Consider the following 20,299-nt stretch of genomic DNA (forward strand, 5'->3'; position numbering starts at 1 on the left):
AATCAGCGGTGTAGCGGCGTGAGCTTCGCCAGCGCGTACTCGGCGATCGCGATCAACGCCTCCTTCGCCGAATCGCGTTCACGCGCGTCGACCGTGATCACGGGGACACCGGTCGTCAGCGAAAGCGCTCTGCGCACTTCGTCTGTCGGATAGCGCGGCCCGCCGTCGAACTCGTTGATCGCGATCAAGAACGGCAGTCCCCTGGCCTCGAAGAAGTCGACCGCGGCGAAGCTGTCCTGCAGCCGCCGACAGTCGACCAGGATGATTACGCCGATTGCCCCGTGTACCAGGTCGTCCCACATGAACCAGAAACGCCGCTGCCCGGGCGTCCCGAACAGATAGAGCACCAGGTCGTCGTCCGCGAGGGTGATCCGTCCGAAATCCATCGCGACGGTGGTTGTCCTCTTGTCCGGCGTGTCCTCGAGCGTGTCCACCGCGGCCGACACGTCGGTCAGGATCGCCTCGGTGCGCAGCGGCAGGATTTCCGAGACGGCGCCGACGAACGTCGTTTTGCCGACACCGAATCCGCCGGCGATGACAATCTTGGTCGACGCGGCTGCGTTCATCTCAGAGTGCGCGTAGACCACGCAGCGTCCTTCCTATCAATTCGCGGCGTTCCTCGAGTGTCGAGTGGTCGTCAAGGGTGTGGAGCACCCGCAGATAGCCTTGTGTCACCAAATCACCCACCAGAACACGCGCCACCCCGAGCGGCAGACTGAGCCGGGCAGCGATCTCGGCGACCGACGGCCGGGTGATACACAGTTCCACGATCTCCCCTCTGACGTCATTGGGCAGCCACTGGTGGTGACGCGCCGACTCCAGCGCCTCGATCGACGCCTCTAGCGGAAGGACAACACTCGAGCTGGTCCGGCCGGCCGTCAGAGTGTACGGCCGCACGAGTTTGGGCTCATTCGCCTGCGCCGGCGTGTCGGGCGTGTCCATCGCGGCTCACGAGGGCTGAGGAGCTCGTCGCGACGATTTCACCACGCCGCCCACCCGCTCGACGAGGATGGCCATTTCGTAGCCGACTTGCCCGATGTCGCACGACGTGGCGGCCAACGTCGCCAGGTGCGAGCCGTCGCCCACCCGCATCAGGAGCAGGTAGCCGTTTTCCATCTCGACCACCGACTGCAACACCTGCCCGCCGTCGAAGAGCTGCGCCGCACCGGTCGACAGGCTGGCCAGGCCCGAGCTCACCGCGGCGAGCTGGTCGCCGCGCTCCGCCGGAAGGTGCTCGCTGGCGGCGACCAGCAGGCCGTCGGCCGACACCAGCACGGCATGCGTCACACCGGGCACCTCGCGGGCGAAATTCGAGAGCAGCCAGTCCAGCGACTTGTCGTGCGGAGGACGTGACGGGTAGGTCATTGGCTATCCATCTCCGGGCCGTTTTCTCGGGCGTGGGATCGTGCGGCGCGAACACCGCCCCAGTGGTTGGACAACGACGCGCGTACCGCGTCGGGGTCGCGTCGAACCGACTCACCGGCGGCCGATGCTACCCCGTTGTCATCGTCCGGCTTGCGGTGCGCGGCGCCGTTCGGACGGCCCGGTACCAGCCGCGCACCTGGCTCCCGCATCGGCAGCCCCTGGTCGGTGTGCGCGTTGACCGGCGCCTGCTCGGCGTGCTCGGCTGCGGCCCAGCCGCTGTCCCAGACCGACTCCCACGACTGCAGCGGCTCCATCAGCGTTTCGGGATCGATGAGCCACTCCGACACCAGGCGCTGGAAGATCACGTCTGTGTCATCGGCGCTTCCGGCCTCCGCCGGCGGCGCGCCGTTGGCCGGCTGTGACCGGGCGGTGAAGAACGCGGACGTGTCGGCGGGGGCGCGCGTCTCGGCGGCCTCCTCCGGCTGTTGCGCCTCGTGCTCGCCGGCGGCCGGCTCCGGGGTGCCGAGGATTCCGCTCGCCCCCGGATCGCGCCGCGGCAGGGACGAGAGCGATGCGTCTTCCTGCGACGACCCATTGCGATAGGGCTCACCGAACAGGCCGGCGTCGCTGTGCATCGTCGCGGCCACGCCGGGCAGGTCGTCGAGCGCGCGTGCCGTCGCCGCGCCCGACCGGGCTTCCGGCGTCGAGTCCTCGCCCAGGTCCTCGCGGTCCGGCCAGCTGGGTCCCGCAGTCTCCGAGATCAGCTCGGCGGGCACGAAGATCCCCGCTGTCGTCCCGGAGCGGGGTTCGCCGACGACCGAGCTGCGCAGCCGCACGACAAGCCCGTGCTGCGCAGCCAGCCTGCCGACCACGAACAGGCCCATGTGCCGGGCGGTGTACGGCGTGACCTCACCGCCGGATTCCAGGCGCATGTTGGCCATGCGCAGATCGCCCTCGGTCATCCCGAGGCCCATGTCGCTCACCTCGATCACCAGCCCGCGATTGCCGGTGTGGACCGCGCTGATGCGCACGGGGGAGCTCGGCGGCGAGTAGCGCAGTGCGTTGTCGATCAGCTCGGCCAGTAGGTGCACGACGTCGCCGGCGGCCGAACCGACCAGCGAGCTGTGCGGGACCGTGGCGGTGACGACGCGCCGATAGTCCTCCACCTGGGAGGCGGCCGCGTTGATCACCGAGGCGACGGGCACCGGCTCGGCCTGCTCCCGCCGCAGCTTTGCGCCGGCCAGCACCAGCAGGTTGGTGCCGTTGCGCCGCATCCGCGCGGCGAGGTGATCGAGCTTGAAAAGGCTGTCGAGCCGCTGTGGGTCGTCCTCGTCGCGCTCGAGGCTGTCGATCAGTGACAACTGCTGGTCGACCAGCGAACGGCTGCGCCGCGACAGCGTCTCGAACATGTCGCTGACCTGCATCTGCAGCCGCGCCTGCTCGCCGGCCATCATGAGGGCCTGTTCGTGCAGCTCGTCGACGGCATGGGCGACCTGGCCGACCTCCTCGCTGGTGTGCACCGGGATCGGCTCCACGGACGGCAGCTCCTGGCCGGCCCGCACCTGCTCGATTTCGGCGGGCAGGTCCTCGTGGGCCGCCTTCAGGGCGCCGGCGCGCAGCCGCCGCAGCGGCCGCACCAGCGACCGGGCCACCAACAGCACCAGAACTAGGCCCACGATGATCGCCGCGGCGATGATCGCCGCGTCCCGGATCGCGGCCGTGCGCGCGGAGTTGGCCCGGTCATCCACGGCCTTGGTGACCGACGCAGTGGTGTCGTTGATGATCCGGGAAGCGATCTGATCGGTGCTCTGCAGCGACTGCAGCAGCTGGGGGTTGCCGGCCAGCACAGCCGATGGGTCCGACATGGTCGCCATCCGGCCGACCATCTCCTGCTGAAGTTTCTGGACATCGGGCGAGCCGACGCCCAGCACCTGGCTCATGCCGAACAGCGTCGACGGCTCGGTGCCGGCCAGCGTGATCATCGACGTCCGCAGCTCGGGCTCGGGCAGGTCACCGCCCTTGTTCACCAGCAACTGCTGCATCAGCATCTGGCCGCGGGCGCCGACCGCGCGGCTCAGGCCCTGAGCCTCGGCGCGGATCTTCTGGTCGTCGATCCGGACCGATCCGTCGATCGCCTCCTGGGCGGTCATCAGGATCGGTGCGTAGGTGGTGACCTCGTCGCGCAGCGGGATGCTGTCGGACTGCACCTTGTCCAGGAGCCCGGGGCCCGCGTTGAGCAGGGTTGTGATACCCGAGCGGATGTCGGGCGCCACGTTGGTGCTGGCCGTCTGCCGCTGAAGGGCCGACATGCCCTGGTCGAACGTGCTGCGCGCGGACGACACGTCGGTGCCGGTGGAGTTGGCCAGCAGGGCGTCGTTCAGCCCCGACATGTACCTTTCGATCGGTTGGACCATCTCGGCGCGGTCGGCGGCAAGCCTCAGGTCAGACGCCTGATTCACGCTGTTGTAGATGCGCATGCCGCCGAACGCGACCGCCAGCGCGGTCGGTATCAGCACGATCGCAAACACCTTCCAGCGGACCGACCAGTTGGACGGGGACCATCTCGACGGGCGCTTGGCCGGCGCGGCCTTCGGCTCCCCGGCCTCGGCCGGCTCCTCGAGCAGCTTGGGCTGCGCAAACATGGTCATCGGACCGCGGCCGCGCTACCGACCGGTGATGCGAATTGTTGAATTAGCGCGTCGTTCATAAACTTTCCTGCAATCGACCCAAGTTTGGGCGGGCGGTAAACGCCTGGCAACTCGACGAGTATGACAGTGATTGCCCGGGGGCACCAACAATTCTTACTGAACAGACAGACTTCGCGGGGTTCGGGCGGCTCGCCGTGAAGAGTAGCCGAGCAAATTCCCGGCGGCTCAGCTGCCATGATTTGGAGAATGTTCCGGGTGATGTTTTACTCCCCGCGCATCGCGCCCAACACCGGCAACGCGATCCGCATGGTCGCCGCGACAGGCTGCGAATTGCATCTCGTTGAGCCGCTCGGCTTCGACCTGTCGGAACCGAAGTTGCGCCGCGCGGGCCTGGACTATCACGACCTCGCTTCGGTCACCGTTCATGATTCGCTGTGGGCCGCCTGGCAGGCGCTCGGGCCCGCGCGCGTCCTGGCGTTCACCGCGCGCGCGAAGTCCTCGTTCGCCGACGTCGACTACCGCGCGGGTGACGTGCTGTTGTTCGGGCCCGAGCCCACCGGGCTGGACACCGCGACGCTTGGCGACCCCCACATCACCGCGCGGGTGAGGATCCCGATGCTGGCGGGGCGCCGCTCGCTGAACCTGTCCAACGCCGCCGCCGTCGCGGTGTACGAGGCGTGGCGCCAGCACGGTTTCGCCGGGGCCGTCTAGCGCCTACCAGTGGTTCCAGTGGGTGATCTGGTCGACCGGCAGCCGCTTGGCCGGGCGGAAGTCGGTGCCCTTGGTGTACGCGATCGGGAACAGGCCCCCCTGGCTGTACTCCTCGAACGGGATGCCGAGGATCTCGGCGGCCTTGCGTTCGCCGTCGCCGACGAGATGCAGCGTCGTCCACGTCGAGCCCAGCCCGCGCGACCGTAGCGCCAGCATGAAGCTCCAGGCCGCCGGTAACAGGGACGCCCAGAACGACGCGCCCAACCCCAGCTGCGCGTTCTCGACCCGCCCCTGCAGACACGGGATGAGCATGACGGGCACCTCGTGCAGATGCTCCGCCAGGTACCTGGCGGATTCGCTGACCAGGCCCATCCGCTCGTTGCGGACATCCCCGTCGCCGTAGTCGGGCTTCGGCAGATTCAGGTAAGGCATGGCGTTGGCACGGTAGACGTCGGCGAGTGCCGACTTCGTGTCCGGGTCGTCGATGAACACCCACTGCCAGCCCTGGGCGTTGGAACCTGTCGGCGCCTGAATCGCCAGCTCCAGACAGTCCTTGAGCACCTCCCGCGACACCGGCTTGTCCAGGTCGAGGCGTTTGCGCACCGAGCGCGTGGTGGTGAGTACTTCGTCGACGGTCAGGTTCAAGTTCATGTCGGGAGACTACATTCGCACCATGACTGTCGAACTGACGCAAGAGGTTTCCAGAAGGCTCGAATCCGGCCGCTACGGGTGGCTGACCACTGTGGCGAAGTCGGGCCAACCGGTACCCCGGCTGGTGTGGTTCTATTTCGACGGCAACGAGGTGACGGTGTATTCGATGCCGAACGCCGCCAAGGTCGCGCACATCAAGGCCCACCCACGGGTGAGCCTGAATCTGGATTCCGACGGCAATGGCGCAGGGGTCGTCGTCGTCGGCGGCGATGCGAGGGTGGATGCGGTCGATGCTGATCCGATCGCGGACCGGCAGTATCAGGCCAAGTACGCCGACTACGCCGTCAGCATGGGAATGAGCAAGGAGTTCCTCGGCGCATTCAACACCCGGTTGAAGATCAGCATCGACCGGGTGTGGACCACCCCGGCGGGGGGATAGCTGTTGCGTGTGACTACCTGAAGTCGCGAGAGCGGGAGCCCGCCGCCAGCCGAATGCGGCCGATGCGCTCGGCCACCACGGTGACAGCCCCGGTGGCGTTCTGCAGCTGACCGCGGATCAGCATCGCCGGTGCCGTCTGCGCCACCCTCCGGTGGCGTGCCCACACCCCTGGCGTACACAACACGTTGACCATCCCGGTCTCGTCCTCGAGATTCAAGAAGGTCACCCCGCCGGCCGTCCCCGGCCGCTGCCGGTGGGTGACCGCGCCCGCGATCAGCACGCGGGTTCCGTCGGGGACATCGAGGAGCTTGTCCGCAGGGATCACGCCCAACGCGTCGAGGTCCCCGCGCAGGAACTGCGTGGGATAGCTGTCCGGTGAGATGCCGGTGGCCCACACGTCGGCCGCGGCCAGCTCCGGCTCCGACATCCCCGGCAGCGCGGGGATGTGCGACGACGAGCCCACACCCGGCAACCGGTCGGGCCGCTGTGTGGCGGCCGCACCTGCGGCCCATAGCGCCTCGCGGCGGCTGATCGAAAAGCAGCCCAGCGCACCGGCGGTGGCCAGCGCCTCTGTCTGGGGCACGGACAGTTGCAGCCGGGACGTCAGGTCGAGCAGAAAAGCATACGGGCCGTTGGCATTTCGTTCGTCGACCATCCGCCGGGCCAGCTCGTCGCCGATGTGGCGGACACTGCCAAGACCGAGCCGCACCTCGAGGCCCGCGTTCTCCAGCGTGGCGTAGGCCAGGCTGGCGTTGACGTCTGGGCCGTGCACGGTGACGCCGTGGCGGCGCGCGTCGGCCACCAGCGATTGCGGTGAGTAGAAACCCATCGGCTGCGCCCGCAGCAGCGCCGCGCAGAACGCCGCCGGGTGGTGCAGCTTGAACCACGACGAATAGAACACCAGCGACGCGAAACTCAGCGCGTGGCTTTCCGGGAAGCCGAAGTTGGCGAACGCCTCCAGCTTCTCGTAGATCCGGTCGGCCACCTCGCCGGTGATGCCGTGGCGCTCGCGCATGCCGTCGTAGAACCGGCCCCGCAGCCGTCGCATCCGCTGTGTGGACCGCTTGGATCCCATCGCGCGGCGCAACTGGTCGGCCTCGGCGGCGGTGAAGCCTGCGCAGTCGACCGCCAGCTGCATGAGCTGTTCCTGAAACAGGGGTACCCCTAATGTCTTTCGCAGCGCCGGCTCCATCGACGGGTGCTCGTATGTCACCGGGTCCAGGCCGTTGCGCCGCCGGATGTACGGGTGCACCGAGCCGCCCTGGATGGGGCCGGGCCGGATCAACGCCACCTCCACCACCAGGTCGTAGAAGATCCGCGGTCGCAGGCGCGGCAGCGTGGCCATCTGCGCGCGCGACTCAACCTGGAACACCCCGACGGAGTCGGCCCGCTGCAGCATCTCGTACACCGCGGGCTCCGAGAGGTCGAGTTTGGCCAGGTCCACCTCGATGCCCTTGTGTTCGGCAATCAGGTCGATGGCGTAGTGCAGCGCCGACAACATGCCGAGGCCGAGCAGGTCGAACTTGACCAGACCGATCGCGGCGCAGTCGTCTTTGTCCCACTGCAGAACGCTGCGGTTTTCCATCCGCGCCCATTCCACCGGGCACACGTCGGCGATCGGGCGGTCGCAGATCACCATGCCGCCGGAGTGGATGCCCATGTGCCGCGGCATGTTGCTGACCTGCAGCGCCAGGTCGATCACCTGCTCGGGGATGTCCTCGACATCGGGAGAGTCGGCCAGGCCGTTCCACCGGCTGATCTGCTTGCTCCAGGCGTCCTGCTGGCCCTGAGAGAATCCCAGCGCCCGTGCCATGTCGCGAACCGCGCTGCGACCGCGGTACGTGATGACGTTGGCCACCTGGGCGGCGTAGTCGCGGCCGTAGCGGTCGTAGACGTACTGGATGACGTTCTCGCGCAGGTCGGATTCGATGTCGATGTCGATGTCGGGCGGTCCGTCGCGTTCGGGCGACAGGAACCGCTCGAACAGCAGCTCGTTGGCCACCGGGTCCACCGCGGTGACACCAAGTGCGTAGCAGACCGCCGAGTTGGCAGCCGATCCGCGGCCCTGGCACAGGATGCCATTCTCCCGGCAGAACCTGGTGATGTCGTGAACCACCAGGAAGTATCCCGGAAACTGCAGCCGGGCAATGACTTCCAGCTCATGCTCGATCTGGGCATACGCCCGCGGAGCTCTTTCAGGCAGACCGTATCGCTCGCGCGCGCCCGTCATGGCCAGATGCCGCAGCCAACTGTCCTCGGTGTGCCCGTCTGGGACGTCGAACGGCGGCAGCTGCGGCGCGATGAGTTCCAGGCCGAACGCGCACTGCTCGCCCAGCTCGGCCGCGGCCGTCACGACCTCCGGGCAGTGCGAGAACAGCCGTGTCATCTCCGCTCCCGAGCGCAGGTGCGACCCGCCCAGCGGCGCCAGCCACCCGGCCGCTTCGTCGAGCGAGTGCCGGGCCCGTATCGCGCCCAGCGCCATGGCGAGCCGTCCGCGCGACGGTTCGGCGAAGTGCGCCGCCGTGGTGGCGACGACCCCGATGCCGAAGCGTGCCGCGAGGTCGGCCAGCGCGCCGTTGCGTTCGCCGTCGAGCGGATGGCCGTGGTGAGTCAGCTCGATGCTGACCCGGTTACGGCCGAACCGGTCCACCAGATCGGCAAGCGCCTTGGCGGCCGCCTCTGGGCCGCCATCCGAGAGCGCCTGGCGCACATGACCTTTGCGGCATCCGGTTAGGATGTGCCAGTGGCCGCCCGCGGCCTCGGTCAGCGCGTCGTAGTCATAGCGGGGCTTGCCTTTCTCGCCGCCGGCCAGGTGCGCGGCGGCCAGCTGGCGCGACAGCCGCCGGTAGCCCTCGGCCCCGCGGGCCAGCACCAGCAGGTGCGGGCCGGGCGGGTCGGGCTCGTCGGTGCGACTCCAGCCGCCTGCGCGACTCCAGCCGCCCAGTGACAGCTCGGCACCGAACACCGTGCGCATGTGCAGCTCCTTGGCCGCCTCGGCGAAGCGGACCACCCCGTATAGGCCGTCGTGGTCGGTCAGCGCGACTGCGCGCAGGTCCAGGCGCACGGCCTCCTCGACCAGCTCCTCCGGGGTGCTGGCCCCGTCGAGGAAGCTGTAACCCGAATGGGCATGCAGTTCGGCGTAGGGGACGTCCGAACCCGCCCGCTGGACGTCAGGCGGCAGGTATGCCCCACGCTTGCGCGAGAATGCCGGGCTGTCGCCCCCGTCGATCGGCGGGTCTGCCAACGGCATGCCCGCCCGGCGGGGCTTGCCGTTGAGCACCCGCTCCAGCTCTCCCCAGCTCGGCGGCCCCGTGAACCAGCTCACCGGCCCAGTGTATCGAACAAACATTCGATAGCGGGCGCGGGCGCTAACCTTCCTTGTGTGACGAGGAGTGACGACGCCGGGCATCCCTCCGAGCCGCACACCGGCTCGTTCGCCAACCGGCTCAACTGGCTTCGCGCCGGGGTGCTCGGCGCCGACGACGGCATCGTGTCGGTCGCCGGCATCGTGGTGGGTGTCGCGGCGGCCAGTGCCACCCGCGGGCCGATCTTCACGGCCGGAATCGCCGGGCTGGCCGCAGGAGCCCTGTCGATGGCTGTCGGCGAGTTCGTGTCGGTGAGCACGCAGCGCGATTCGGAACAAGCGGCACTCGACAAGGAGAGGGCCGAACTGGTCGAAGAGCCGCGCGACGAGCTCGACGAGCTTGCCCGGATCTATCAGGCCAAGGGGCTCTCACCGCAGACCGCCGAGCAGGTCGCCAAGGAACTCACCGAGCACGACGCGTTCGCCGCGCACGTCGACGCGGAGCTGGGTATCGACCCGCAAGAGCTGACCAACCCGTGGCAGGCCGCATTGTCTTCAGCGGTGTCGTTCACAGTCGGGGCGCTGTTGCCGCTGCTGGCGATCCTCTTACCGCCCGCGCCTGCCCGGATCCCGGTAACGGTGGCGTCCGTTCTGGTCGCCCTGGCGATCACCGGCTGGGTCAGCGCACGGCTCGGTGGCGCCCGACCCCAACGGGCGGCCTTGCGGGTGACGATCGGCGGCGCGCTCGCCATGGCGATCACGTTTGCGATCGGTCACCTTATCGGCCACGCTGTGACATAGGTCATTGACGCCGCGAAGTGTGCCGACCACGATGACAGCCATGCGCTATGTCGTTACCGGCGGTACCGGGTTTATCGGCCGCCGCGTGGTGTCTCGCCTTCTCGAGAAGTTTCCCGACGACGAGGTCGGCGTGCTGGTGCGCCGTGAGTCGCTCGCACGCTTCGAGCGGCTGGCGATCGACTGGGGCGATCGCGTGAAACCGCTGGTCGGCGATCTGACAACCGCCGATCTCGGGCTGTGCGCCGAGACCGTCGCGGAGCTCGCCGGTGTCGAGCACGTCGTGCACTGCGCGGCGATCTACGACATCACCGCTCCCGAGCCCGATCAGCGGGCGGCCAACGTCGAGGGCACCCGGTCGGTGATCGGCCTGGCGTGTCGCCTCGGCGCGACGCTGCATCACGTGTCGTCGATCGCGGTGGCCGGGACGTTCCGCGGCGACTACACCGAGGCCGACTTCGACGTCGGCCAGGACCTGCCGACGCCATACCACCGGACGAAGTTCGAAGCCGAGCTGCTGGTGCGCAGCGAACCGGGGTTGTGCTACCGCATCTACCGGCCCGCGGTCGTGGTCGGCGACTCACGCACGGGCGAGATGGACAAGGTCGATGGGCCGTACTACTTCTTCGGCGTGCTGGCCGCGATGGCCAAGCTGCCGTCGTTCACCCCGATTGCGCTGCCCGACAGCGGGCGCACCAACATCGTGCCCGTCGACTACGTGGTCGACGCGTTGGTCGAGCTGATGCACGCCCCCGGCCGTGACGCGCAGACGTTCCACCTGACGTCGCCGACCAGCATCGGGCTGCGCGGCATCTATCGCGGGGTCGCCGGCGCCGCCGGGCTGCCGCCGCTGCGCGGTGTGCTGCCGCGGTCGGTGGCAACGCCCTTCCTGAAGGCAACGGGCCGGGCCAAGCTCGTCCGCAATATGGCGGTCACCCAGCTCGGCATCCCCGCGGAGGTGCTCGACGTCGTCGATCTGGCACCCACCTTCGTCTCCGACGACACGCGCGAAGCGTTGCGCGGCAGCGCCATCGAGGTGCCGGAGTTTTCGTCGTACGCGCCGAAGCTGTGGAGGTACTGGGTGCGGCACCTGGATCCCAACCGGGCGCGGCGCGACAACCGGGCGGGCCCTCTTGTCGGTCGGCACGTGATCATCACGGGGGCGTCCAGCGGCATCGGGCGGGCGTCGGCGATCGCCGTCGCGGAGCGGGGCGCCACGGTTTTCGCACTGGCCCGCAACGGCGACGCGCTCGACGAGCTCGTCACCCAGATCCGCGAGGCCGGCGGCCAGGCTCACGCGTTCGCCTGCGATGTGACCGACACGGCGTCGGTGGAGCACACCGTCAAGGACATCCTCGGCCGGTTCGGCCACGTCGACTACCTGGTGAACAACGCGGGTCGATCGATTCGCCGCTCGGTGGTGAACTCGACGGACCGGTTGCACGACTACGAGCGGGTGATGGCGGTCAACTACTTCGGCGCGGTGCGGATGGTGCTGGCGCTGCTGCCGCATTGGCGGGAGCGTCGCTTCGGCCACGTCGTCAACGTCTCCAGCGCCGGTGTGCAGGCCCGCAACCCGAAGTACAGCTCGTACCTGCCGACGAAGGCCGCGTTGGACACGTTCGCCGATGTCGTGTCGACCGAGACGCTGTCCGACCACATCACGTTCACCAACATCCACATGCCCCTGGTGAAGACCCCGATGATCGCACCGTCGCGGCGGCTCAACCCGGCCCCGGCGATCAGCGCCGAGCATGCCGCGGCGATGGTGGTCCGCGCGTTGATCGAGAAGCCGGCCCGCATCGACACCCCGCTCGGCACGTTGGCCGGGATCGGCAACTACTTCACGCCCAAACTGTCGCGCCGGATTCTGCACCAGCTCTACCTGGGGTATCCCGATTCGGCCGCGGCGCGCGGGATCGAGCCTGCCGAGCCGTCGCCGTCCCAGCGTCCGTCGCGCCGCCGGCCACGGCGCCCGGCCAGGCCGGTCACCGGGATGCGGGTGCTGCGGCCCGTCACCCGGCCGGTCAGACGCGCCGTCCGGATCGTGCCCGGCGTGCACTGGTAGTGTCTGCCGCCCATCAGCGATGCCGAACGCCTTGACGGACAAGACGGACAAGACCGACAAGACGGCGCCGTTGCCGATCTTCGCCGACGTCGACACCGGTGTCGACGACGCGATGGCGTTGGTCTACCTGTTGGCCAGCCCCGACGCCGAACTGGTCGGTATCGCATCGACGGGCGGAAACGTTGCGGTGCAGCAGGTCTCCGAAAACAATCTTGGGCTGCTCGAGCTGTGCCGCGTCAGCGGTGTGCCGGTGTCGGAAGGCGCCGCCAGGCCACTCAGCAGTCCGTTGCGGACCGCGGAGGACACCCACGGCCCACGGGGCCTTGGGTACGCGCAGCTACCGCCGAACGATCGCAAGCTCGCCGCCGACGACTCTGCACGTGCGTGGGTGCGTGCCGCCCAGACGCACCCCGGCCGGCTGGTCGGCCTGGTGACAGGACCGTTGACCAACCTTGCGCTGGCGTTGCGCGCCGAGCCGACGTTGCCGACGATGCTGCACCGGCTCGTGATCATGGCAGGCTCGTTCGAGTATCGCGGAAACACCGATGTGGTGGCCGAATGGAACGTCAGCGTAGACCCCGAGGCGGCGGCCGAAGTGTTCCGGGCATGGGAGTTCTCCGCCGGCCACCTCCCGATCGTGCTGGGGCTCAACCTGACCGAGCACATCGCGATGACGCCTGCGATCTTGACACGGCTGGCCGAGGCGGCCGGCTCATCGACGCTGCCGATGAGCGCAACCGACGCGCGGGGCACCCGCTCGGTGGCGTCGAACCCGCTGATCCGGGTGCTCGAGGACGCCATGCGGTTCTACTTCGAATTCCATTTCGACCAGGGCGAAGGGTATTTGGCCCATCTGCACGACCCGCTGGCGGCCGCGGTGGCGCTCGATCCCGACCTGGTGCAGACCCGGACCGCGACCGTCGACGTCGAACTGACCGGCACCCTCACCAGAGGCATGACCATCGCCGACTGGACCGGGCGCTGGGGCCGGACACCCAATGCGCACGTCGGCGTGGGCGTCGACCCGGCGGTGTTCTTCGACCGGTTCACGGAGCGCATCGGACCGTTCGCGCGTGGGCTGGCCTGAGCGTCACCGGCGACGTCGCTCAGTCGCGGCTCCGGTGACCGCGGCGCCGTTCCTGGTCACGGTAATCATCGGCGAGGTCGCCGACGTGGCGAGGCAACCTCCCGGCCGCGACATCGGCAACGCTGGTCTCTTCGAGAACCGAGCGCATGCTGGCCCGCAGTGCCCGCCACACATCGGTCAGCGCGGTGGTGGGCCCGGAATACTGCAGTTCGCCGAGTCCGATATCGCGCACACTGGCGAGCGGTCCGTCGATGGACCGGAGCACGTCGGCGATGCTGATGTCGGCTGCGGGCCGGGCCAATTCATAGCCACCCTCGCGGCCACGGTGACTGCGCACGAGTCTGTCGGTGCGAAGGTCGGACAGGATGTCGACAAGGAACTGCGGCGGGATGCCCTGCGCCTGCGCCAGATCGTCGGTTTTCACCAGGACGCCTTCGCCGACCGAGGCCAACTGAACCATGGCCCTGACGGCATACTCCGCCTTGGCCGACATCCGCATGGTGCGAATTCTGCCATCAGTGCGCGATTCTCCGGCCGGCGGCGGTTACTGCCTGATCCAGATCGGCAGGTCTGGTTTTCCCACCGTCGCCGAAGCCAAGATCGATCAGTTCGTCGCGGAGAGGACGGCCTCGGCCAGCTCGGCACGGCAGATCACCAGATCGGGCAGTCGCGGATCCGGTCGGTTGTACTGCAGCGCGGAGCCGTCGATGCGGGAGGCGTGCAGACCCGCGGCCCGCGCCACCGCGACGGGTGCGGCGTTGTCCCACTCGTACTGGCCGCCCGCGTGCACGTAGACATCGGCATTTCCCTGCACGATCGACCCGACTTTGGCGCCGGCCGAGCCCATTTCGACCAGCGTGCCGCCGAGGCGGTCGCGAACCCGTAACGCGATCGCGGGCGCCCTGGTGCGGGACACCACGATGCGAGGCGGCTCTTGCGAAATCGGCGGCGTCGCGACGTCCGGGGTGGCGAACGTAACTCCTTGCGCCGGGAGAGCGACCGCGCCGGCCACCAGCTCACCGGACTGCCAGAGCGCGAGGTGGACGGCCCAGTCGTCGCGTCCCGGTTCAGAGAACTCCCGGGTGCCGTCCAACGGGTCGACGATCCACACCCGGTCGGCCGACAGCCGGCCCGGATTGTCGATGCCCTCTTCCGAAAGCACCGCGTCGTCTGGTCGTTCCGCCGCCAGAGCCGCCATCAGGAAGTCGTGTGACCGCTTGTCACCCGCGGCTTTCCGCTCACCCTCGGTGGCGTCGGCGAGCTCGTCGCGCACCTCCAGCAGCAGCCGCCCGGCTGCCGTGGCCAGCCGCTCGGCCACCTCGTGGTCGGTCATCGGCGCCCATCGTCCAGCAGGCCGAGCACCTGGTCGGCGAGCTCATCGGGATTGCGGCCGGGCACCAGCCGTAGGTCCGGGTGCTCCGGCGCTTCGTACCGGCTGTCGATGCCGGTGAAATCCTTGATCTCCCCTGCCCGAGCCTTGGCGTAAAGCCCCTTGGGGTCGCGCTTTTCGCAGTCCTCGATAGGCGTGTCGCAGAATACCTCGTAAAAGGGCAGCCCCGCCTCCTCGTGCAGGCGCCGCGCCAGCTCGCGATGTTCTGCCAGCGGGCTGATGGCCGGCACCAGCACGATCTGCCCGGAGTCCGCGAGCAGCTTCGCGACGTGCGCCAGCCGGCGCAGGTTCTCAGCGCGGTCGTCCATGCTGAACCCGAGATCGGCGTTGAGGCCGTGCCGCAGGTTGTCACCGTCGAGCACATAGGCCGGCCTTCCAGATCCGAGCAACTTGCGTTCGGCGAGCATGGCCACCGACGACTTGCCCGAGCCGGACAGCCCGGTGAACCAGACCGTGCATCCCCTCGACAGCCTCTCCTCGGCCGTGACGAGAGAGCGGTGTTTGACGGTGTTGGGGCTTGACGCCCGGGCGGCGGCGGCCCGTTCGGACATGTCGCGCAACACCATGCCGGCCGCGACCGTGCCGTTGGTGGCGGGATCAATGAGAATGAACGAGCCGGTGCTGGAGTTGCGGGTGTATTCGTCGAGCATCAGCGGGACCTGGGTGCGCAGCGTGATGCGGCCGAGTTCGTTGAGCTTCAACGCTGTTGCATTCTGGTCGCGGTGCAGTGTGTTGACGTCGAGTCGGTAGTCCAGCGCCGTGACCCGCGCGCGCGTCGTCCTGGTGGTCTGCTTGATGACGTAGTCGCGGCCCGGCTCCAGGGCCGAATCATCGGCCATCCAACACACTGTCGCGTCGAACTCCTGGGTCACGCGCGGCTGGTTGTTGATCCGCGCGATTAGATCGCCGCGAGATATGTCGATGTCGTCGTCGAGACTGATCGACACCGCCATGGGCGGAAATGCCTCTGCTACAGGGCCATTCGTTCCCTCGATCGCGGTGATCCGGCTCGTCTTGCCGCTGGGCAGCACGACGACTTCGTCGCCCGGACGCATGACCCCGCTGGCGACGGTGCCGGCGTAGCTTCGATGATCCAGATGCTCGTGCGTCTGCGGACGGATGACGTACTGGACCGGAAAGCGAACGTCGACCAGGTTGCGGTCACCTGCGATGTAAACCTCTTCCAGATGGGAAAGCAGCGCGGGTCCCCCGTACCACGGCGCCTTGCCCGACTTGGCCACGACGTTGTCGCCGTGCAGCGCCGACATCGGGATCGTCGTCACGTCGTGCACACCCAGCCGTGCGGCGAACGCATGGAACTCGTCGCGGATGTTGTCGAATCGCTCTTGCTCCCAGTCGATCAGGTCCATCTTGTTGACCGCTAGCACGATGTGCGCCACGCCGAGCAGCGACGCGAGGAATGCGTGCCGCCGGGACTGTTCGAGCAGACCGTGTCGAGCGTCGACCAGCACGATCGCCAGCTGGGCCGTGGAGGTGCCGGTCACCATGTTGCGGGTGTACTGGATGTGGCCGGGAGTGTCGGCGATGATGAATTTCCGCTTGGGAGTGGCGAAGTAGCGGTAGGCGACGTCGATGGTGATGCCCTGCTCGCGCTCCGAGCGCAGCCCGTCGGTGACCAGCGCCAGGTCGGTGTAGTCGTTGCCGCGCTCCTTTGATGTTCGCTCGACGGCCGCCAGCTGGTCTTCCATCACCGCCTTGGAGTCGTAGAGGAGTCGGCCGATCAGCGTCGACTTGCCGTCGTCGACGGAACCGGCGGTGGCGATCCGCAACAGCGTGGTCATCAGAAGTAGCCCTCCCGCTTGCGGTCTTCCATTCCGGCTTCGGAGATGCGGTCGTCGGCACGGGTGGCGCCACGTTCGGTGAGCCGCGAAACCGCGGTCTCGGCGATGATCTCGTCGACTGTCGCCGCGCTGGATTCGACGCAACCCGTACAGGTGACGTCGCCGACCGTGCGGAACCGCACGCTGGTCTCGAAGACTTCCTCGCCGGGCCTCGGCGGCATGAACGGGTGGACCGCCAGCAGCATGCCGTCGCGCTCGAATACTTGCCTGCGGTGGGCGTAGTAGATCGCGGGCAGGCCGATGTTCTCGGCGCCGATGTAGGACCAGATGTCGTATTCGGTCCAGTTGGACAGCGGGAAAACCCGGATGTGCTCACCCTTGCGATGGCGGCCGTTGTAGAGGTTCCACAGCTCGGGGCGTTGCGCTTTCGGTTCCCACTGCCCGAACTCGTCGCGGAAGCTGAACACCCGTTCCTTGGCGCGGGCCTTCTCCTCGTCGCGCCGCGCACCGCCGAAGGCCGCGTCGAACTTGTTCTCCCGGATGGCACGCAACAGCGTGACCGTCTGAAGGGGGTTGCGCGACGGGCCGTTGTCGACGACACGGCCGGCGTCGATGTCGTCCTGAACCGAGGCCACCACCAACCGGATGCCGGTTTCGGCCACGAGTAGGTCGCGGGCCGCGATCACTTCGTCGAAGTTGTGACCGGTGTCGACATGCATGACCGGGAACGGCGGCCGGGCGGGATGAAACGCCTTAAGCGCCAGGTGCAGCATGACGATGGAGTCCTTGCCGCCGGAAAACAACAACACCGGGCGCTCGAACTCCGCCGCGACCTCGCGGATGATGTGGATGGCCTCGGCCTCCAAAGAGCGCAGGTGGCTGAGCCCGTAGCGCGGCGGCGCGGGCTGTACTGTCATCCCGTGGTACCTTCCGGGTTAACTTGGTAAGTCTTACCAGATTTACTCTTCTTACCGGATTGTAACCATGTGTTGCGAGTCACTGTCAAGGGGCTACTCGTAGCTGCCTTCCAGGTACCACCGCCGCTGGCGGTAACACAGCAGCAGTGCCTGTCCAGGGCCGTCGTGACCATCGATGAGCACCTGGGCCCTTGCGGTGCGCCCCGCCTTGGCCTGCTCGGGGTCCCACCACCTTTCGTCGACCGGCCACGGCCCGGCCCACCATCTCAGCGGACCGTCGCGGTCGGCGGCGACCAGCCGTGCCGGGTCGGTGGAGAACACGCCCCTCTTGGTCACTCGGACCGGATTACCCTGAGCGTCAAGGAGTTCCACTGGATCATCGAACAGTACCGTCGGCGATGGCTCGGGAAGTTGACCGGGCCAGGGCCTGCGCGGATCGGCACGGGGCACCAGTTCGTCGCCGAGCGGGGCGAGGGTGATCCGTTCGGCCGGCCCACGGCCGCCGCTGAGGACGGCGACCTGCACCGCCTCGGGCCCGAGCAGCCCCTGCACGCGGACCAGCGCGCGCCGTGCGCGAAGGCGGTCTTCCTCGCCGATGCCGCCCCACAGCGGCAGCTGCAGCGCCTCGGCCGACACCACCTCCACCGGTTGCAGCCGCAGCAGCGTCACCGGTGCGGTGGGCCGGTCTTGTGATGTTCTCTTTGTCAGCCAGCCGTCCAGCTGCCAGCGCACCCGGTCGGCGGTGGCATCCTCGGTCAGCGGCTCGGCGCATCGCCAAACCCGTTGCAGCTGTTCATCGTTGGCGGTGACGGCGTGGATGGCCAGTCGGGTGCAGCCGACGCCCGACGCCATCAGCGTCTGGTGCAACCGGCTGGCCAGCGAGCGGCCGGCGAATGCGGCCGCATCAACCCGGTCGATCGGAGGGTCACAGCGCATCTCGACGTCGAGCTCCGGCGGCAGCTCCCGGCCCGACGGGCCGCGTTCGGGCTCCCCCCGGGCGAACCGGTGGGCGGTCACCGCGTCGGCGCCAAACCGGGACGCCACGTCGGTGCGGGACAGCGAGGCGAACTGCCCGACGGTGCGGATGCCCAGGCGCCACAGCAGGTCGGCCAGATCGGCCCGTCCTTCCCCGGACAGGCTCGGCTCGGTGGCCAGCTCCCGGATCGACAGCGTAGCCAAAAACGCGGCATCGCCACCGGTGTCGACGATGCGGCCCGCGCGGGCGGCGAACACAGCCGTGGGCAGCTGGTCGGCGATGCCGGCCTGGCATTCGACGCCCGCCGCCGACACCGCGTCGACCAGCCGCTCGGCGGCTGCGGCCTCCGAGCCGAAGTAGCGGACGGCCCCGCGGACGGGCAGCACCAGCAGGCCGGGGCGCAGCACCTCGGCGCGCGGCACCATGTCGTCCACCGCGGCGGTAACGGTTTCGAAGAAGCGGGCGTCGCGGCCGGGATCGGCGGTGACGACGTGCAACTGCGGACAGCGGGCCTGTGATTCACGTCGGCGCAGGTCACGCCGCACCCCCGCCGCCCTGGCCGCGGCCGAGCAGGCGATTACCCGATTGGCCAACGTGACGGCGACCGGCGCCGACGGTGGCAGGCCCGCCGCCGAGGCCGCCGCGACGGCCGGCCAGTCCATGCACCACAGGGCCAGCACCCGCGAAAGCACCGATAAGCGGCTTGCGCGAAGAGGCGAAGGCACCGATGAGCCGCTACCCACTCGCGCGAAGGGGCACCCCACGGCCGCAGGCCCGCACGGCCAGCCGCACTCTGCTGATGCGACCGCAGCCCACGACAGGCGCCGTCACCTCGTAGCCGCTGACCCGCGCCTCCAGTCGCATCGCCGCGCCCTGCCAGTCGCCGTCGGTGACCAGCAGGGTGCAGCCCTTGTTGCGGGCACGGGCCATCACCGCCCGCGCCCGGGACATCGGCACCGACCGGTCGCCCAGGCCGAGCACCACCAGGTCCATCCCGTCCATCAGCACCGCGGCCACCTCGACCGGGTCGCTCCCGGGATCGGGGACCAGCGCCAGCCGGGTCAGGTCCGCGCCCATTTCCACCGCCGCCAGCAGACCGATGTCGGGATGCCCGACGACGGCGGCATGGCCCCCTGCGGCAGTCACCCCGGCCGTCACCGCGAGCGGCAGCGACCGCACCCCCGACGCCACCACCACCGCCCCCCGTGGCAACCCCGCCGGGAGGAGTTCGGCCAGCGATTCCGGGATCGGCAGCAAAGATTTAGCCTCGGGCAGCAGCGCGTCGGCGCGGTGCGGGGCCGAATGCCCCCGGCTCATCTTGCCCGCCACCGCCGCCATCTGGCGACGCAGTTGTTTAAGCTGGTCAGTGCGGTCAAGACGCCGGTCATCCACCGCTATCGCCGCTGTCATCGGTGCACCTCCTCCTGCACAACCAACGCGCTTATCGAATATATGTTCGATACAGCGAGTAAACACCCGCCCCTCCCCACCGTCAAGCGCGAATTCCGGCTGCACGGGTTCGATCACAATAACCAATGTGCCATTGACAACTGTCCATCATTTGCTGTTGTACTCAGGCCGTGCTCCTGGGCAACAATCATGGATTGGGGTGAGCGCCATGGGCGTTCTGCGTTCATCGGGCAAGCGCAGCCGCCGTGCCGCCGCGGTGATCACCGGGGCGGGCAGCGGCATCGGTGCGGCCTTTGCGAAAGAGCTGGCCCGCCGCGGCGGGCGGGTGGTCTGCAGCGACATCGACGAAACCGCCGCCCGCGCAACGACCGACGTGATCATCGACCATGGCGGCAGTGCTCTTCCGTTGCGCTGCGACGTTTCTCAGGCCGACGATGTGCACCGCCTCGCCACCGACGCGCAGTCCTGGTTCGGCGGACCGCCGACGCTGGTGATCAACAACGCCGGGGTGGGTGCGGGCGGCACCCCGGTTGGCGACGGCAGCCTGGACGACTGGGCCTGGGTGCTGGGCGTCAACCTGTGGGGCGTGATCCACGGCTGTCACGTGTTCACGCCGATCCTGCGCGAGGCCGGCTACGGCGGCATCATCAACGTCGCGTCGGCCGCCGCTTTCGCCGCCGCGCCCGGAATGGCCGCCTACAACGTCAGCAAGGCCGGCGTGCTGTCGCTGTCG

The 20,299-nt window shown here is 68.6% G+C and carries 18 protein-coding genes; 6 read left to right on the top strand and 12 right to left on the bottom strand.

The window, feature by feature from the left end:
- Positions 1-2 precede the first annotated feature (2 nt).
- From VKG81_RS08010 to VKG81_RS08025, 4 genes are read right to left on the bottom strand one after another with little or no spacing between them, the layout of a single operon-like run.
- Complete coding sequence (locus tag VKG81_RS08010; RefSeq protein ID WP_324395300.1) at positions 3-587, bottom strand: ATP/GTP-binding protein; 585 nt, start codon at positions 585-587, stop codon at positions 3-5.
- Entirely contained in the window at positions 568-942 is a 375-nt protein-coding gene (locus VKG81_RS08015) for a DUF742 domain-containing protein (RefSeq protein WP_324395301.1), read from the bottom strand. Before VKG81_RS08015 ends, VKG81_RS08010 begins: the two co-directional genes overlap by 20 nt.
- A gap of 6 nt (positions 943-948) precedes the next feature.
- On the bottom strand, positions 949-1,365 hold the full coding sequence (locus VKG81_RS08020) for a roadblock/LC7 domain-containing protein (protein ID WP_324395302.1): 417 nt from the start codon (positions 1,363-1,365) through the stop codon (positions 949-951).
- Positions 1,362-4,013, bottom strand: a complete 2,652-nt coding sequence (locus tag VKG81_RS08025; protein WP_324395303.1) for a sensor histidine kinase — start codon at positions 4,011-4,013, stop codon at positions 1,362-1,364. The genes VKG81_RS08020 and VKG81_RS08025 overlap by 4 nt, the downstream gene beginning before the upstream one ends.
- A gap of 246 nt (positions 4,014-4,259) precedes the next feature.
- On the opposite strand from VKG81_RS08025, the gene VKG81_RS08030 reads away from it, so the two are divergent.
- Complete coding sequence (locus VKG81_RS08030; protein ID WP_324395304.1) at positions 4,260-4,724, top strand: tRNA (cytidine(34)-2'-O)-methyltransferase; 465 nt, start codon at positions 4,260-4,262, stop codon at positions 4,722-4,724.
- A 3-nt stretch (positions 4,725-4,727) separates the two neighbouring features.
- Here VKG81_RS08030 and VKG81_RS08035 read toward each other — a convergent pair whose 3' ends face one another.
- Positions 4,728-5,375, bottom strand: a complete 648-nt coding sequence (locus VKG81_RS08035) for a nitroreductase family protein (protein ID WP_324395305.1) — start codon at positions 5,373-5,375, stop codon at positions 4,728-4,730.
- Between the two features lie 22 nt (positions 5,376-5,397).
- Between VKG81_RS08035 and VKG81_RS08040 the strand changes: the two genes are divergently transcribed.
- Positions 5,398-5,814, top strand: coding sequence for a TIGR03667 family PPOX class F420-dependent oxidoreductase (locus tag VKG81_RS08040; RefSeq protein ID WP_324395306.1), 417 nt, complete (start codon positions 5,398-5,400; stop codon positions 5,812-5,814).
- Positions 5,815-5,827: 13 nt separating this feature from the next.
- On the opposite strand, the gene VKG81_RS08045 is transcribed toward VKG81_RS08040, so the two are convergent.
- On the bottom strand, positions 5,828-9,139 hold the full coding sequence (locus tag VKG81_RS08045; protein ID WP_324395307.1) for an error-prone DNA polymerase: 3,312 nt from the start codon (positions 9,137-9,139) through the stop codon (positions 5,828-5,830).
- 57 nt (positions 9,140-9,196) lie between these two features.
- On the opposite strand from VKG81_RS08045, the gene VKG81_RS08050 reads away from it, so the two are divergent.
- The 3 genes from VKG81_RS08050 to VKG81_RS08060 are packed head-to-tail and all read left to right on the top strand — an operon-like array spanning position 9,197 to position 13,071.
- Positions 9,197-9,919, top strand: a complete 723-nt coding sequence (locus VKG81_RS08050; protein ID WP_324395308.1) for a VIT family protein — start codon at positions 9,197-9,199, stop codon at positions 9,917-9,919.
- A 40-nt stretch (positions 9,920-9,959) separates the two neighbouring features.
- Positions 9,960-11,984, top strand: coding sequence for an SDR family oxidoreductase (locus VKG81_RS08055; RefSeq protein ID WP_324395309.1), 2,025 nt, complete (start codon positions 9,960-9,962; stop codon positions 11,982-11,984).
- 31 nt (positions 11,985-12,015) lie between these two features.
- Entirely contained in the window at positions 12,016-13,071 is a 1,056-nt protein-coding gene (locus VKG81_RS08060; protein WP_324395310.1) for a nucleoside hydrolase, read from the top strand.
- 19 nt (positions 13,072-13,090) lie between these two features.
- On the opposite strand, the gene VKG81_RS08065 is transcribed toward VKG81_RS08060, so the two are convergent.
- From VKG81_RS08065 to VKG81_RS08090, 6 genes are all read right to left on the bottom strand, one after another.
- Complete coding sequence (locus VKG81_RS08065; protein WP_324395311.1) at positions 13,091-13,570, bottom strand: RrF2 family transcriptional regulator; 480 nt, start codon at positions 13,568-13,570, stop codon at positions 13,091-13,093.
- Positions 13,571-13,675: 105 nt separating this feature from the next.
- A complete protein-coding gene (locus tag VKG81_RS08070) occupies positions 13,676-14,404 on the bottom strand; it encodes a 3'(2'),5'-bisphosphate nucleotidase CysQ (protein WP_324395312.1) in 729 nt (242 codons plus the stop codon).
- Positions 14,401-16,263 carry a sulfate adenylyltransferase subunit CysN gene (gene cysN, locus VKG81_RS08075; RefSeq protein ID WP_324395313.1) on the bottom strand — a complete coding sequence of 621 codons (1,863 nt, stop codon included), beginning with the start codon at positions 16,261-16,263 and terminating at the stop codon, positions 14,401-14,403. Before cysN ends, VKG81_RS08070 begins: the two co-directional genes overlap by 4 nt.
- Positions 16,263-17,180, bottom strand: coding sequence for a sulfate adenylyltransferase subunit CysD (gene cysD / locus VKG81_RS08080; protein ID WP_324395314.1), 918 nt, complete (start codon positions 17,178-17,180; stop codon positions 16,263-16,265). The genes cysN and cysD overlap by 1 nt, the downstream gene beginning before the upstream one ends.
- Positions 17,181-17,273: 93 nt before the next feature.
- A complete protein-coding gene (locus VKG81_RS08085; protein ID WP_324395315.1) occupies positions 17,274-18,818 on the bottom strand; it encodes a DNA polymerase Y family protein in 1,545 nt (514 codons plus the stop codon).
- A gap of 73 nt (positions 18,819-18,891) precedes the next feature.
- Positions 18,892-19,566 (bottom strand): hypothetical protein, encoded by a 675-nt coding sequence (locus tag VKG81_RS08090; RefSeq protein ID WP_324395316.1) that lies wholly within the window; start codon positions 19,564-19,566, stop codon positions 18,892-18,894.
- Between the two features lie 208 nt (positions 19,567-19,774).
- Between VKG81_RS08090 and VKG81_RS08095 the strand changes: the two genes are divergently transcribed.
- On the top strand, positions 19,775-20,299 hold a 525-nt coding region (locus VKG81_RS08095), incomplete at its 3' end, for an SDR family NAD(P)-dependent oxidoreductase (protein WP_324395317.1).

The sequence above is a fragment of the Mycobacterium sp. genome (assembly GCF_035314905.1).
Taxonomy (GTDB): Bacteria; Actinomycetota; Actinomycetes; order Mycobacteriales; family Mycobacteriaceae; genus Mycobacterium.

Excerpts from the sequence above, each read along its gene's own strand:
- VKG81_RS08070 (WP_324395312.1), bottom strand. The coding sequence starts at position 14,404 with ATGACCGACCACGAGGTGGCCGAGCGGCTGGCCACGGCAGCCGGGCGG.
- VKG81_RS08040 (WP_324395306.1), top strand. The coding sequence starts at position 5,398 with ATGACTGTCGAACTGACGCAAGAGGTTTCCAGAAGGCTCGAATCCGGC.
- cysN (WP_324395313.1), bottom strand. The coding sequence starts at position 16,263 with ATGACCACGCTGTTGCGGATCGCCACCGCCGGTTCCGTCGACGACGGC.
- VKG81_RS08090 (WP_324395316.1), bottom strand. The coding sequence starts at position 19,566 with ATGACAGCGGCGATAGCGGTGGATGACCGGCGTCTTGACCGCACTGAC.
- VKG81_RS08030 (WP_324395304.1), top strand. The coding sequence starts at position 4,260 with ATGTTCCGGGTGATGTTTTACTCCCCGCGCATCGCGCCCAACACCGGC.
- VKG81_RS08020 (WP_324395302.1), bottom strand. The coding sequence starts at position 1,365 with ATGACCTACCCGTCACGTCCTCCGCACGACAAGTCGCTGGACTGGCTG.
- VKG81_RS08065 (WP_324395311.1), bottom strand. The coding sequence starts at position 13,570 with ATGCGGATGTCGGCCAAGGCGGAGTATGCCGTCAGGGCCATGGTTCAG.
- VKG81_RS08085 (WP_324395315.1), bottom strand. The coding sequence starts at position 18,818 with ATGGACTGGCCGGCCGTCGCGGCGGCCTCGGCGGCGGGCCTGCCACCG.
- VKG81_RS08025 (WP_324395303.1), bottom strand. The coding sequence starts at position 4,013 with ATGACCATGTTTGCGCAGCCCAAGCTGCTCGAGGAGCCGGCCGAGGCC.
- VKG81_RS08035 (WP_324395305.1), bottom strand. The coding sequence starts at position 5,375 with ATGAACTTGAACCTGACCGTCGACGAAGTACTCACCACCACGCGCTCG.
- VKG81_RS08015 (WP_324395301.1), bottom strand. The coding sequence starts at position 942 with ATGGACACGCCCGACACGCCGGCGCAGGCGAATGAGCCCAAACTCGTG.
- VKG81_RS08055 (WP_324395309.1), top strand. The coding sequence starts at position 9,960 with ATGCGCTATGTCGTTACCGGCGGTACCGGGTTTATCGGCCGCCGCGTG.
- cysD (WP_324395314.1), bottom strand. The coding sequence starts at position 17,180 with ATGACAGTACAGCCCGCGCCGCCGCGCTACGGGCTCAGCCACCTGCGC.